The sequence below is a fragment of the Acinetobacter harbinensis genome (genome assembly GCF_000816495.1).
GTDB lineage: Bacteria > Pseudomonadota > Gammaproteobacteria > Pseudomonadales > Moraxellaceae > Acinetobacter > Acinetobacter harbinensis.
On sequence record NZ_JXBK01000002.1, the window covers coordinates 1 to 14,974 of the forward strand.

At 38.0% G+C, this 14,974-nt stretch carries 12 protein-coding genes and 3 pseudogenes; 14 read left to right on the forward strand and 1 reads right to left on the reverse strand.

The annotated features are described in order from the left end of the window. From SE27_RS12215 to SE27_RS12240, 6 genes are all read left to right on the forward strand, one after another. Window positions 1-1,671: DUF2345 domain-containing protein (locus tag SE27_RS12215; protein ID WP_148308951.1), on the forward strand; the 1,671-nt coding region annotated here is incomplete at its 5' end. Next, on the forward strand, window positions 1,671-3,131 hold the full coding sequence (locus SE27_RS12220) for a hypothetical protein (RefSeq protein WP_227504657.1): 1,461 nt from the start codon (window positions 1,671-1,673) through the stop codon (window positions 3,129-3,131). The genes SE27_RS12215 and SE27_RS12220, both read left to right, overlap by 1 nt. A gap of 20 nt (window positions 3,132-3,151) precedes the next feature. Beyond that, window positions 3,152-4,249, forward strand: a complete 1,098-nt coding sequence (locus tag SE27_RS12225) for an Imm72 family immunity protein (RefSeq protein ID WP_052251761.1) — start codon at window positions 3,152-3,154, stop codon at window positions 4,247-4,249. Then, on the forward strand, window positions 4,249-5,172 hold the full coding sequence (locus tag SE27_RS12230; protein ID WP_039624042.1) for a hypothetical protein: 924 nt from the start codon (window positions 4,249-4,251) through the stop codon (window positions 5,170-5,172). The genes SE27_RS12225 and SE27_RS12230 overlap by 1 nt, the downstream gene beginning before the upstream one ends. A 2-nt stretch (window positions 5,173-5,174) precedes the next feature. Further along, entirely contained in the window at window positions 5,175-6,122 is a 948-nt protein-coding gene (locus tag SE27_RS12235) for a hypothetical protein (RefSeq protein ID WP_039624044.1), read from the forward strand. Next, window positions 6,122-7,015: a hypothetical protein gene (locus SE27_RS12240; protein WP_039624045.1), complete on the forward strand. Its 894-nt coding sequence runs from the start codon at window positions 6,122-6,124 to the stop codon at window positions 7,013-7,015. Before SE27_RS12235 ends, SE27_RS12240 begins: the two co-directional genes overlap by 1 nt. Here SE27_RS12240 and SE27_RS13705 read toward each other — a convergent pair. Next, window positions 7,003-7,341 (reverse strand): annotated as a pseudogene (locus SE27_RS13705) (transposase); the annotation flags it as partial. The gene SE27_RS12240 and the pseudogene SE27_RS13705 overlap by 13 nt on opposite strands. A gap of 507 nt (window positions 7,342-7,848) precedes the next feature. Here SE27_RS13705 and SE27_RS12245 point away from each other — a divergent pair. The 8 genes and pseudogenes from SE27_RS12245 to SE27_RS14535 form a co-directional block, all read left to right on the forward strand. Next, window positions 7,849-8,238: a DUF2231 domain-containing protein gene (locus SE27_RS12245; RefSeq protein ID WP_201772986.1), complete on the forward strand. Its 390-nt coding sequence runs from the start codon at window positions 7,849-7,851 to the stop codon at window positions 8,236-8,238. A gap of 10 nt (window positions 8,239-8,248) precedes the next feature. Beyond that, window positions 8,249-9,556: a PQQ-dependent sugar dehydrogenase gene (locus SE27_RS12250; protein WP_148308952.1), complete on the forward strand. Its 1,308-nt coding sequence runs from the start codon at window positions 8,249-8,251 to the stop codon at window positions 9,554-9,556. 226 nt (window positions 9,557-9,782) lie between these two features. After that, a protein-coding gene (locus SE27_RS12260; RefSeq protein WP_148308911.1) for an IS3 family transposase occupies window positions 9,783-10,858 on the forward strand; the annotation gives its coding sequence in 2 pieces (ribosomal slippage) (window positions 9,783-10,035 and window positions 10,035-10,858; 1,077 coding nt in all). Window positions 10,859-11,260: 402 nt separating this feature from the next. Beyond that, window positions 11,261-11,593 (forward strand): hypothetical protein, encoded by a 333-nt coding sequence (locus SE27_RS12265; RefSeq protein WP_039624051.1) that lies wholly within the window; start codon window positions 11,261-11,263, stop codon window positions 11,591-11,593. 944 nt (window positions 11,594-12,537) lie between these two features. Continuing rightward, a pseudogene (locus tag SE27_RS12270) lies at window positions 12,538-12,951 on the forward strand (DNA breaking-rejoining protein); the annotation flags it as partial. A 639-nt stretch (window positions 12,952-13,590) separates the two neighbouring features. Then, window positions 13,591-13,986 (forward strand): rhodanese-like domain-containing protein, encoded by a 396-nt coding sequence (locus SE27_RS12275; protein ID WP_039624053.1) that lies wholly within the window; start codon window positions 13,591-13,593, stop codon window positions 13,984-13,986. Between the two features lie 160 nt (window positions 13,987-14,146). Beyond that, a complete protein-coding gene (locus SE27_RS12280) occupies window positions 14,147-14,707 on the forward strand; it encodes a lipocalin family protein (RefSeq protein WP_039624054.1) in 561 nt (186 codons plus the stop codon). Window positions 14,708-14,850: 143 nt separating this feature from the next. Further along, window positions 14,851-14,974: pseudogene (locus SE27_RS14535) on the forward strand (acyl-CoA desaturase); the annotation flags it as partial.

A 14,974-nucleotide genomic window follows, 5' to 3' on the forward strand; every position in this document is an offset into this window, starting at 1 on the left:
CATTGGCAGCATCAACGTCAGAGCAGCAGTACTTCTATCGCTAGCATCACATCACAACAGAGCGATGAACGTCAAAGCAATTGCTTAACCTTACAACGTCGCAGCATGCACACTGTGCCCGAATACCATCCACTACAGCATCGCCCTGCGGCGACGCCGCAACGTGCCAAAGTGGTCGGTCCAAGTGGTGAAGAAATTCACGTCGATGCCTGGGGCCGGATTAAAGTCCGCTTCTTGTTTACCCGTAGCGATGATCATGCACATGATGGTGGCGCCGGTGCCAACGATAATGACACCGACTCGGCTTGGGTAGATGTGCTGACTCCGTGGGCCGGTGAAGGCTATGGCGCACGCTTCTTACCACGTGTTGATGAAATTGTGGTGATTGATTTCTTTGATGGCAATATTGACCGGCCCTTTGTGCTGGGGCGTATTCATGAAGCACAGCGCTCACCGACCCAGTTTGATGCCAAAGGTCAACTGCCCGAAACGAAAAAACTAGCCGGTATTCGCTCTAAGGAAATCGGCGGAGCGGGCTATAACCAACTCAGATTCGATGACAGCACAGGCCAAATCAGCAGCCAATTACAAAGCAGCCATGCTGCCAGCCAATTAAACTTGGGCAATCTCAGTCATCCCAAAGAGAGCCAGACCAGTGATGGGCGCGGTGAAGGCTTTGAACTGCGCACGGATCAATGGGGAGCACTACGTGCCGGCCAAGGCTTATTACTGTCGACTTATAAACAAGCGCAAGCCCAAGGCCAGCATTTGGATGCTGAAGTGGCGAAAAAACAGCTGGAAGGCAGTGAAAGTCATGCCAAAAGCTTAAGTGATATAGCCAAGAACCAACACACCGATGAGATTGAATCGGTTGAACAACTAAAAGCATTTGCACAGCAGATTGAACAAGATATGGCGAAGTTTAAAAAAGCCATGCTACTGCTAAATTCACCGGAAGGCATTGCTTTAAGCAGCGCTGAAGATATTCATTTATCCGCGGATGGGCAAATTAATCATATCGCTGCGGATAGTATTAATCTGAGCACACAAAAGAATTTAATCGCACATGTACAAAGTAAGATTAGTTTATTTGCAGCCCAAGAGGGCGCGCGATTGTATGCCGGTAAGGGCAAAGTAGAGATTCAAGCGCAAAGTGATGGTGCAGATTTAATTGCACGTAAAGGCATTCAAATTATTTCAACCGAAGATCGGATTGAAATCACCAGTCCTAAAGAAATTGTACTGACTGCAGGTGGTTCTCAGTTAAAAATTAATAGTTCAGGGGTATTCCCAACGACTGGTGGGAAGTTTGAGGTTAAGGCAGGGCAACATGTTTTCAATGGGGGACAAAAGGCATCAATGGATATTCCATTGATGCCAAATGAATTAAGAAAACAAGTACTTGTACAATATCATGATGAAGAACCTGTTAAGGGTTCAAAATTTACTTTGAAATATGTAGATGGTAAGAGATTTTCGGGGATAACCAATGATAAAGGAATTGCTGATATAACTGATGCACCAGAGGGCGAAGCCGAGATTATATTTGGCGAAGATAATAGAACGTATAAAATTGTTGCATTGGCTGAAGATAATACTGAGTTTAAAGAAGAGTGGTCAGATTCCGACTTTGAGAAATCCTATAATCAGGCACTTAAGGAATCAGAATAATGAGTGCAGAAAAGAAAAAAGCAATTTTAGAAATAGGTACAATCATTTGGGATTCTGCTAAAGAAACAGGAAATTGGTTGGGTGGTGCCCTTAAAGGTGAATTTAATGACAAGGCAACACTGGGTCAGATTGTATTTGATGCGGTGATTAGTATGTTCCCTGTGGCAGGAGAAGCTACAGCAGTCAGGGATTTGATCGCTATTATTACCAAAATGGTTGAGGATAATAAAGAAGTACAAAAGATTCTTAACTGGATCGGTATTATTTTGTGTCTATTGCCAATAATTCCTATTTTTGGAGGTGTTCTAAAAGGCATTGGCAGATTACTAATTACTGTAATTAAAGATGCCTCGAAAGTTGCAGAGGTTGCGACAGCAATTTTGGCTTTTTTACGAAAAATGGGTTATGGAAACCCAATAAAATTTATTGATAAATTAAAGTTTTCTCAATATCAAGCGACAATTTTATCAGAATTTAAAAAGTTCCTGAATCGGTTAAAGGCAGCATTTAATTTCTTCAATAATAAAATGGGATACGCCATACCCAAGGATGCCAAAGTATATCTTAATTCGATGGGGCCAAAGCTTGATGAACTGGCACAACTTGCGGATAAGATGATTCCATCGGGAATTAAGGCACTTGATAGGGCTTTAAACCAAGTTCGTTCTGAAATGATTAATCAGATGAATAAAGCGGGTGCAAAAATTGGTGGAGGACAGACTAAAGTATTAACGACAGAGGCAAGATTAGCGTCTAGTGCAGCGAGAACTATTACTAGTAAGGGGCATACAGCGGCGCCACTTAGCCACTATAAGCCATATCAAGGACATCCTGATCTATCTGATGATAAATTATCTTGGGTAATTAAAACATTCAGTGTTCAAAGAAAAATAATACATAAAATATATTCACCAGGTTCGAAAGTCAATTTAACGAGAATTCTTGATGAAGCAAAACCCTCACCAACTGGTTTATTTTGGGGTGATAAATTACCAAAAAATGGAACTGAATGGCGGTTTGATTGTGCAGTTTTAACTGCATGGTCTGATAACGGGATCTTTGTTCAATTAAAAAGAATACCTACTGAATTAGAACTAAAGAAAATTGGAATTATAGTACCCAAGAATTGGAAAGGTCTAAAAACATGGGAAGGCGGCATAGCTGAACAAATTGATTTTGAAAAAGGAGTTGGAAGTAAGTTATTGTTGCCTGGTGGTGAAAAGCAAGTTGTTATTGATTTTTATCATCCCGATAATAAACCGATCGCTGATTATATAAAAAAGTGTATTAAAATTCAGAAGACTCTTTGGAATGATGCAATTTTACCAGAAAATACATCGGCAGTAGTTGACTACTTATTGCATAGGGAATTATCAAAAAAGATAGTTCAACAAGGTCAAGCTGCTAGAGCTATTTCTGTTACAGGTAAATCAAACTCAAAAGATCAGCATGTTAAATAATAAATTTTATGGAGTTAAAAATGATAATTGATTTGGTAGAAAGAAATAAAGTTATATATTACATTAAATTTTTTTCTAGTTTTAGTTTTCTAAAGAAAATTTATGAATTAAATAAAAAATTTGTTGAAGAATTTGAAGCACAGCTTAGGCATCCTAAAGATAACTTTACTAATAATTATGATCAAAGGCGTCACGAGAAAGAGTTAATAATGTTCCTGTATGTTTTAGATATTGAAGAAAAAGTTTTATCAAATTTTCTTAATAATAAATACAAAGAAAATATGTATGAAGAATATATTTCAGAGGATATACATTCAACTATTTTTGGTCGCTATGGCGATGAGAGAGATTTAGAAAATGATTCATTTTATAGAGAGCTAGGGATGCAAGGGCGTGATTCTGGTTGGATGTTTCAAAATGAACATACAACTTCAGTTAAATTAATGTGTATCGCTAATGAATTCTTAAAATTTATAAAAATAACTCTAAGCAAAGAAAATTATGAGTATTTCATGCCGAATCATCCTGATCTATATTTAAAATGGACATATGAGTCATTTAACAAATTTTTGTATTGGAATTTTATAAGTGATAAAGAAATTTCAAAAGATCAGTTGGGCTTATCTGAAAATTTGCATTATGAAGTTCAAACTGGATATGAAATTGAAGTTTCAGGTATCTATGAACCGTGGTTTGAACTTCCTGTTTATGAAAAATTAACCAATGATCCTAACTATAATCTACATGTTGGCTGTCCAAACTATTTTTTAAATGGTGCAATTGCAACTCGGTATAAGCTGGAAGGAACCGAAGACTGGTATAATGTCAAATGGCGTTTAATTTGGGAAGATAAACGCTATTTGGATGGCACCATTCCAGAGGAAGAAAAAGCTTATATTTTTGATTTAGAGAATATTGGTGTAAATAGTACACAACATTATGCTACTCAAAAACTAAGTGTACTGGGTGGGCTACCTTGTCCCAAAGAAGGCTATTGGTACACATTAGCCCAAGAAAAATCTCACCGTTATTTTGAACAGGGAGAAATATTTCCTGAAATTGCGAATAGTGCATGGGGCAAAACCATTTGGTATTTAGAAGTGACGAATAAAAAATAATGTCACAATTTGAAATTCGTCCTCAAGAAATCTATTTACTTGAGCGTTATAGTTCTGCAGAGTATTTTAAAGCAATGCTGGACGCTTATGCCAATATGGTCGCTGCTGCCGAAAAGGCGTTGGATATTTTTATGCAGGATTTACCGTATAACTATCGTGACCAACCTATTTCGCAACAGCCAGATGTAGTATGGGGCGAGCATGTACTACCTAACTTCCGCTCTACTTTAGAAGGGCTACATATCAGTTATAGTCGGCTATTAAAAGGTGAAAAAGAAGCTATTGAATATGCGACCAATGTAAAAAACGATCTTAATGCACAATCTACCGATTACTGGCCAGACTGGATGGATCAGGTTAATCAGGATGATTTTGTGTATTGGCAAGGTCAAGCTAGAAAAATATCGAGAAATATTTTTATTACAGTTTTTAATGGCTGGAAGTTTAAGAGTTTAGCTGAAAGATATAATGTAGATGCAAGGGGAGTAATAAATCTACCTCAATCACTTCCTGTTTATAAAATTAACTCAGTAATTAAAATAAAAACAGATGAACTAGTTCCGCAGGATGGTATCTATACTCCAGCAATACAAAATGCTAGCGCCCAGTTTTTACTTAAAGGGACTGAGGCTATGGAAGCATTAGTTGGATTAACTTCCGATGGTCTGCAATATGACCATTTAGCAAGTACAGACTGGTTTTTAGTTGAACGTATTGCCGATACAGGCGGTTCTGCTGAAACTATTGAGACTGAAAACTTAAAAGGTTTTGGTGGAGAGATTTGCCCAAGATCAGGTTGTTGGTGGAGTCCTGCCAATCAATCTCAATCGTGTTATTTTGAACAGGGGGAAATATTTCCTGAAATTGCGAATAGTGCATGGGGCAAAACGATTTGGTATTTAGAAGTGACGAATAAAAATTAAACATGAATTATATAATTAATCCAAAAGAAGCATATTTATTAGAAGAATTTAGCTCCTTAACTTTTTTTGAAACCATGCGAAATAATCACCTTCTTTTTTTAGATAGTTTAGAAGAGTTATTTGAAATTTATATGCATAACCTGCCCTATAACCTAAGAGATTTGCCTTTACCTGAGCAGGCTGATATTAACTGGGGCGGGACTGTCTTGCCGAATTTACGCGCCACAATGGATCGGATTGATTATGCCTACGCCAAAATCAAAGCAGGCGATTTTACTTATTTGCGATGTGCTGGCGAGATTCGTTCCAATGATAAAGGGTTAAGTGAGTTTTCGCCGCATTGGATGGATAATTTACCTTATGATAAGGTAAGACAGTGTTGGGACTATTATTCAGTTGCAAAAAGTTATGCATCTGTTATTGAGAGTACATATCCTACATATTGGGATAAAGGGTTTTTGGATAAAGAATTTCCACATCTAGAACTATTTCATAATATTAACGTTAAATTACCCGAGTCTTATCCCATCTATCGCATCAATCCAGCAATAATCGCTAAATCTGATGAAAAATTAAAAAGAACAGGTATTTATCTTTGTATGGAAGATAGAAATAGAATTGAGTTTATGGCAGCAAGTGAAGAGAAAGATAGAGGGTTTGGTAGCGTCATTGCTGTTGGAATGGATCCTGATACTTATGAGACATTATATGGTGACTGTACCTGGATCCTAATTGAAAGAATTGCTGATACAGGCGGCTCTGTTAAAACTATCCAAGTTGAAAACTTAAAAGGTTTTGGTGGAGAGGTCTGCCCAAGATCAGGTAATTGGTGGAGTCCTGCTAATCAATCTGAAAAACGTTATTTTGAGCAAGGAGAGATTTTCCCTAAACTTAAAAATAGTTTCTGGGGTAAAACTATTTGGTATTTAGAAGTGACGAATAAAAAATAATGTCGCAATTTGAAATTCGTCCTCAAGAAATCTATTTACTTGAGCATTATAGTTCTGCAGAGTATTTTAAAACAATGCTAGATGCTTATACGAATATGGTCGCTGCTGCCGAAAAGGCGTTGGATATTTTTATGCAGGATTTGCCGTATAACTATCGTGACCAACCTATTTCGCAACAGCCAGATGTAGTCTGGGGCGAGCATGTACTACCTAAATTCCGCTATACTTTAGAAGGACTGCATATCACTTACAACAGATTATTAGAAGGTGAAAAAGAAGCTATTGAATATGCGACCAATGTAAAAAACGATCTTAATGCACAATCTACCGATTACTGGCCAGACTGGATGGATCAGGTTAATCAGGATAATTTTGTGTATTGGCAGGGTCAAGCTAGCAGAATATCGAGTAATATTTTTATTACAAGTTACGGAGGATGGTTAGTAGGAGATTTATTGAAAGAATATGATGAAGACTCTCGTGGCACTTTAAACTTACCAACTTCTTTGCCTGTATATAAGGTAAGTCATTCGGTTAAAATAAAAATAGGTGAAGTTGTTTTTAAAAGTGGAATTTATATTCCGTCAAATCCAGAAGCTAGTACTCAGCTTTTGATCGAGGGGTACGAAGCTATAGAAGCATATGTTGGATTAGATCTCACAACAGATCAATTCATTAGCCAAGAGTCTGTTGAGTGGATGCTAGTTGAGCGAGTTGGCGATGAAGGTGGCTCTGCTGAAAATATTCAGGTTGAAAATTTAAAAGGATACGCAGGTGAAATGTGCCAGCGATCAGGTAATTGGTACAGTCCTGCCAATCAATCTCAATCGTGTTATTTTGAACAGGGGGAAATATTTCCTGAAATCACTTATAGGTCGTATTTCGTGTCATAGGTTGCATCTGTATAAATAGAATTAATCTGCTTATCTAGTGGAATTTGAGCAAGCAAGTTCCCCAAGAACCTGAGCTTCACTGACATTATTTGTTGTCAGTTGAACTGCACGTATTTGCAGGGAGTATTACCGCAGCATTGAATCGCTGTAGCGGAATAAGTTCGATTACGTCCTTGTTTGCCTTTTGGCTGAGCATACCATTGAGTAGTAGGGTCAAACCAAATCGAGATATTTCCCAGATTGATTGATCTTGCGCAGTATACGGCTCATATAGGAGAACCAATTGAATTGGTTGTGTGGTAGATTTTAGGTGTAGGCTTATTCATTCCAAGATTATATTGCTGAATAAGTCATCAAGGCTAAGTTTGAGCAACAAAGCGGTATATCAGTCAAAATAAATTAATTTAAAAATCAATTGTTTATCTTTTTAGAAACATCAATGCAACCTTAATTAAAGCAAGTTTTGATTTTATACGTGATATTATTTATTAAATATACTCTTTATAAATCAGATCTTATACAAAAATCATAAACCAAAAAAATAATGCCATACTAACGTACATTATTGCTGTAATAACTCAATCAATGGTTCTGAGCACATCTTTTTTCAAGTTTATTCTTAGCCATGATTGCAATCCTACTAAATCATGTTCAAAGTAATACAAGAAAGCGACTCATAATACAAAAAATGATGACTATCAAAAAATGGAACTAACCGCTGAGTTGGTGGGTTTTCTGGTTAAAAGGAAAATCAATACCATTTCAATGGGTTAAGTCCGAACATGGAGGTATATATGACACAAGTTAATTATCCAATTCGTTCCAGATTCCTAATGGCTATTTATTATTGGCTCGATAGCATCCCGTTTGGATTTTTCGTGGCAGGACTTATTTTTGATATTCTATATATGAATACTGCCGAAGTGCTGTGGAATAAAGCCTCAGCATGGGTCATTGCGATAGGTCTAATCTTTGCCATTATTCCACGGTTAATCAATTTATATTTAGTTTGGTTTCCTAAAACGTACCAGCGCAATAAGGTGAGTGTTGTTGGTTTTTGGTTGTATGGCTTTGGAATTTTAGCGGCTATTTTAAACTCTTTTGTCCACAGTCGTGATGCGTATGCTTCAGTTCCTGATAACGTAATACTTTCTATCATTACTGTGGCATTGGTGAGTATTGCCTACATCGCTAAATCTTTTGATGGTAACCATAAACTTTGAGGAATTAAACATGAAAAATAACTCAAACCTCTTGATGGCTATCTCTCTAGCGTCAATGACTATGATTGGATGTAGTGATAAAACCCCTATCGATAATACGCTGCAAATGGGCAACAATCCTGAACTACCTAAAGCGCAAAACTTCTTGGTTCCTCCGATGAAAGTGCCTAATTTTGCAGGTTGGGCCAACGATGCTAAACCTGAAGTTGCGCAAGGTTTAAAAATTGAAAGAATTGCCGATAATCTATTACATCCTCGCCAACTCTACACAGTGAGTAACGGTGATATTTTAGTGGTAGAGTCCAATGGACCCGGTGAAGAAGCCACCACCACGCCTAAACAGTTAATTGCTTCTAAAGTCAAAGGTAAATCAGGCAAAGGTGGTAAAGGCGGCAATCGTATTACTTTACTGCATCAAAATGCGACAGGCCAATGGGAAAAACATATTTTACTTGAAGGCTTACATTCACCTTTTGGTGTGCAGGTGGTAGGCAATGATTTGTATGTTGCCAATACCCATAACATCATGAAGTACCCATTTACAGCAGGTCAAACCAAAATTACCGATAAAGGCGTAGAGCTTGCTGATTTACCGGACACCGTCAATCACCATTGGACTAAATCTATGGTGGTGAGTCCAGATCAGACTAAACTTTATGTTGGGGTGGGCTCTAATAGTAACATCGGGGAAAATGGCTTAGACATTGAGTATCGTCGCGCGACCATTTTAGAAGTGGATATCAACTCAGGTGCCAGTCGTATTTACGCAAGTGGGGTGCGTAACCCAACAGGCGTACAGTTTGAACCAGTTTCAAAGAAACTGTGGGCGATCGCCAATGAACGAGATGAAATTGGTGCAAGTCTTGTTCCTGACTACTTAACCTCCATTCAAGACGGTGGTTTCTATGGTTGGCCTTATAGTTATTACGGTCAACATATTGATACACGGATCAAACAACAACGGCCGGATTTAGTGGCAAAGGCCATTAAACCGGACTATGCTTTAGGCTCTCATGTCGCTGCACTGGGCTTGTGGTTTTATAATGGTACCGGATTACCCGCTCAATACAACGGTGGTGCATTTGTCAGTAATCATGGCAGTTGGGATCGATCCCCTTTAAGTGGTTATGATGTGGTCTTTATACCTTTTAAAGAGGGTAAACCAAATGGGAAGCCTGTGCCAATCGTGACTGGATTCCATTCCAAAGATGAAACTAAATTATTTGGTGCACCTGTAGGGTTAACCCAAGATCGCAGCGGTGCTTTACTGATTGCAGATGATGTGGGTAACATTATTTGGCGCGTTTCAGCGCAATAATAAGATTAAACATTGATTATGACTGACCTTTGTTGATCTAATCTAGATCTTCATCTTGACCCAAGGTTGAGAGATGATAAGGATGAGATCCAATTTACGCCTCATACTATTAGGCAGTCATAGTCAATCAGTAATATTAAATAGAAAAATGGTTAGGTAATGCTCCCCTCAAATAATTGAACTTAAAAGTAGAAAATCAAATACCCTTGATTTAAGGAGATTTTCTATGAAAACATCTAAATATTCAGACAGCTTAATCATGAGTATTTTGAAACAAGCTGAAGCAGGAGCACCTGTTCCCAACCTATGCCGTGAACATGGAATGAGTTCGGCCACATTTTACAAATGGAAGTCCAAATACGGTGGCATGGATCTCTCGATGATGACTCGATTGAAAGAGCTAGAAGCTGAAAATGCTCGTCTTAAACGTATGTATGCCGATGAGCGACTCAAAGCAGATATCCTTCAGGATGCATTGTCAAAAAAGTTTTAAGGCCAACGCAACGTAGGTTACTTACTCAACAAGCCGTTGAGCAATATAAAATATCAGTGAGCAAGGCCTGTCTCATCTTTCAAGTTAGTCAAACCTGCTATCGTTATATGGCTCAATTAAAAGAGCAGAATATGATCATTGCAGATTGGTTGATTAAGCTCACCAATGAGAATAAGACTTGGGGCTTTAAACTTTGCTTTTTGTACCTGCGCAATGTCAAAGGTAACCCTTGGAACCACAAACGCGTATATCGAATTTATAAGGAGCTTGAGCTTAATTTAAGAATTAAACCCAACAAACGTATTAAGCGAGAACAACCTGAACCGCTTGCAGTACCTACTGCTAAGAATGAATCATGGTCAATGGACTTTATGCATGACCAATTGAGTGATGGACGAAGCTATCGTGTTCACAACGTGATTGATGATTATAACCGTGAGTCCCTAGACATACTGGTTGACTTCTCATTGCCTGCTCAGCGTGTGCTCAGGGGGCTGGATCAGTTAATCGAATGGCGAGGTAAACCTAAGCGGATTCGTTCCGACAATGGACCTGAATATATAAGTGATTTAATGGCAGCATGGTGTATCCAGCATGATATTGAACATGTATTTACTCAGCCAGGCAATCCACAGCAAAATGCTTATGTTGAGCGTTTTAATCGTACAGTTCGTTATGAATGTTTAAATCAATATTTATTTCGAAATCTTAGTGAGGTGCAGGACTATACAACTGCATGGCAGCGCTTCTATAATCATGAGCGACCTCATATGTCAGTTAATGGTTATCCACCTCATTTTAAACAATAATAAGGGCTTTGGATTGTCTACTCATTAACTCAATTAAAAATGGGGGTATTACCGGGCGATCATCGCGCGTCATTACGTCAAAGCGATGTTCTATCTGCTGATTTTTTGAAAAAATTAGATCAAGATCAGACCATGAGTTCTTGCGCTGCTGATTAGTAGAGGTTAATTATATCTATGCAATTTAGACACCTTTTCAGGTGTCTTTTTATTTAAGCTACATCTTATGGATGAAATTTAAGGCTCAGCTTAAAATTGAAATATCAGGTGTTTAAGCATATTGAGGTAGAAAATTTCTGAGTGAAGGATTTAATCTGCTCTTATGCTAAAGTATCTAAAAAATGCATGGTGATTTACCGATAAATATTTATAATTAACATACTTATATAAATTTTCACCATTTACATGAATTACGAAGATATTAAAGAACTGGCGCTTCAACTGAGCTATAAAGATAAATTTAGACTTGCTCAGATTCTTCTTGAGGTTGCACAAGAAGAACAACAACCACAGCGTGTTATCAGATCGCAAGACGAGCCTGTTATAGATCTTGAATATGTGTCTAAACGCTTACTCACCAGCCGTCCGAGTAAAGTCAAAACATTAGAAAACTTTATTGAAGCCATGTTTCAATTTAAACGTTCTATTTCTAGACAAGAAAAAAGTGAGGTGATCTCTCAACTTCAGCAAAAAAATATTATAAAAATAGAAAAAAACAAAGTTATCTATCTTACTTAATGCGTTTCAGATGCCGCTTAAAGCGAACCGCGGATTGCAAAATCAACAAAGCCAGTCCAAGGATGGGCTTTTAGTGTGATATCTCAAGCTTAGACTTATCGAAGTATAGCTCGCCAATTTTTTACGGCTGTTAACTGGTTCATCTTAGGCTCAGAATTCAAGCTGATATAATTTTAATTGGTCTGATCTTAAGTGTGATTTCAATTAAACAATATCCAAATTAAAAAAAGCCTACCAACATTTACATGGGGTAGGCGTTTGCCGGAATACGTTCAGCTAAAGAGTGTTAGGCCAATATTCTATGCTGGTTTTTGCCGCACTTTCGGCAAATCTTGGTTACATGACCTTGGTGATCTTGCTCATATTCATAAACATGAAAACAAAATAATTCTTTGAGAAATGAAAACATGATATTTCTCCTTTAATTTCATCGAATTTAAAGGAACTAGCATCTAATTAGACGACTAGAGATTGTTGATCTAATAAAGAGAATAATGAGGTGCTGGTGAAGTTTTTGTGAAACTCAAATATAAAAGATACTGGAGTTAAAATTATTTTTTATCGCTTTAACTTTTAAATTATATGGATTAAAAATTCAACGAGTAAAGAGGACGGGTTGTATGCGGTTATGGGGAATTGAGTCAAAGTATACAAACAAAATGATCAACCTGCGTTGTGCAAGCATAGCTATGATGAATGAGATTGGGCGTTAAAATTATAAGAATCGACGCTCAGAATTTGACTCACTTATAGCACGGTAAGATGTATGGCTGAGCGTTAAATGCTCAAGACAAGGCGTGAGTACCATGATTCACCCTCTGAAAGGCCAGCTTGGTGAATCTTTTGCCAATGTAAAAAATGGTTTGATGATTACATAATGAAAAATTACAAACGGCATGCTGCGTTATAATTGCGTTCAATGTTGGTTATAGAGAAATATAGAATTGAAAAAATATATCGCGCTTACACTCTTATCAGCATTACTGGCTTTGAATAGTGCTGATGTTCTTGCAAAAACTGATCCGCAGACTATTACTTTTACTAAAGGCTCAGACCATACAAGTTTGCAAGGCAGTTTTACCGGATACAACGATGTGCAATATCAACTGTCTGCGAAGAAAGGACAGATTCTAAAATTTAATCTTACAAGTACTCAGAATCTAGCTTATCTCAACATTTATGCGCCGGGCAATAAACCCGGTAAAGCAGAAGCCTTAACAATAGATATACTTGATGGCGGCAAAGGTCAAATTAGCCTTCCTTCAACAGGTCAATATACCTTACAAGTATATCAAATGCGTAATTCTGCACGCCAAAATAAGACGGTTAAATTCAATTTAAAGGTACAAGTTTTAAATGCCACGCATGCGCCAAAAAAGTTTGATGCGACTGGACAGCTCCCTTGCTCCCTTGCATTAGGGCAGCCCACGCATCAATGCCAGTATGGTGTGGTTCGCGCAGGCCAAGGTAATGCTGAGCTTTCAATCTTCTCTGCGGATAAGACTGAATACCAACTTCAATTTAAGCAAGGTAAATTAGTAGCTCCATCTGCGAGCACGCAAAAAAGAGCAAAACTGTCTTTGATTGAATTAAAAACAGCAGAACGTTTTGAAGTGTTGGATAGTATTCTTTATCATTAATTTAGCCTTTATCGGTAGTTTGGTTACCACACAGTGATCAGTCGTCATAAAGAGAAAACAGTTAAAATGCTTCAATCGATTCTTTATGGATTGATTGAAGCTTAAAATCAGGCAACTGACTGATTACACTAAATAACAATGTCAGCTACATAACAATATTTTTTAGCATATTGCAACAGTCAGCACTGACTTTTTAGCTATGCATGTCTAGACAAAAATAAGATTAAACCTTATTGCGGCTGAGTTAGGTATTTATTTTAAATCTGAATTACAGAACAACGCCATCATTCATTTCAGCAAAGGTCTAATATAAAGTTTACACACACAATCCACGTTCTATAGGCATCAGGGGATACCATGAAAACTGCACATGAGCTGATAGAAGAGGCTCGAAAACGTATTACAGAAGTTCATGTCACTGACCTTAAGCAAGTGATGGAAAATAATACAATCATTCTGATTGATGTCCGTGAGCCTGATGAATTTAAAGCGGGCGCAATTCCGGGTGCATTAAATTATCCGCGCGGAGTGTTAGAGATGAAAATTCATCAACATCCTTCTGTCAGCGATCATGAGCAGCCACTGGCGGCTTTAGAGCATCTGAGTCAGCAGGCTATTTATTTGGTTTGCGGTAGCGGTGGACGTTCTGCGCTGGCAACAGATGCACTACAGAGTATGGGATTTCAACAGGTAAATTCCGTGCAAGGCGGCTATGAAGCTTGGTTAGCGGCCGGATATCAGGTGGTGCGTTAAATTGTTAAGAGCTCACTCATGTGAAATGATGGGCAAATATACGATGTAAGCGATTAATATCATTTTCGCTGATTGGCGAGTGATTGGGTCTTTTATGTATTGATCAGCTTGTTATTCTGGTCAATATTTACTTTTAAGTCATTTGATCAGAGGTTAAAAAATGAAGAATCCATTGAAATCTATCGCTACAATCAGTTTAATGACTTTCGCGGCCTTAACCGTGAGTTCTGTTTCTCAAGCTGAAAGCATAGCGCCTAAAGCCGTTGAACGTATTGATGTTCAGCAATATATGGGCAAATGGTATGAAATCGCGCATTTACCGATGTATTTTCAACGTAAATGCGTGGGCGATACCACCGCACAGTATAGTTTGAACGCTGACCAAAGCATTACCGTGTTAAATCGTTGTCGCACTGCAAGCGGCAAAATGGATACCGCTGAAGGCATCGCTTATGCAAAAAATGCCGGTAATAGCCAACTCAAGGTAAGTTTTTTGCCGAAGGGCTTAAGATGGCTACCGTTCACCAAGGGGGATTATTGGGTGCTGAGAATCGATCCAGAATATAAAGTGGCATTGGTCGGTGGGCCGAGCAATAAATATTTATGGATTTTATCTAAAACTCCAAATTTAGATCAAGCAACCTATCAATCTTATTTAGAAACTGCCCACCAATATGGCTATGATATTTCTAAAGTGGTGAAAACGCCGCAATCACGCTAAACAGAAACCTGTCCGCTGCTTATAATGAACATGGATGTTAGCAGCAGTTAAGCAGTCATGATGAGATTCAGCTTCACATAAAATTCATACTGTATTTCTTATAATCACAATCATAACAACATGATGAATGTCAGGAAGAATCCATGCGTAAATTTTTTCTGCGATGGCTAGACAGTTGGTCACCCACTTCACAGGCGGAAGAAAATCTACCTCGTGCTGGATTTAAAGACAGCAAAATTAGATGGATGCGAATTTTACCGTTCATTT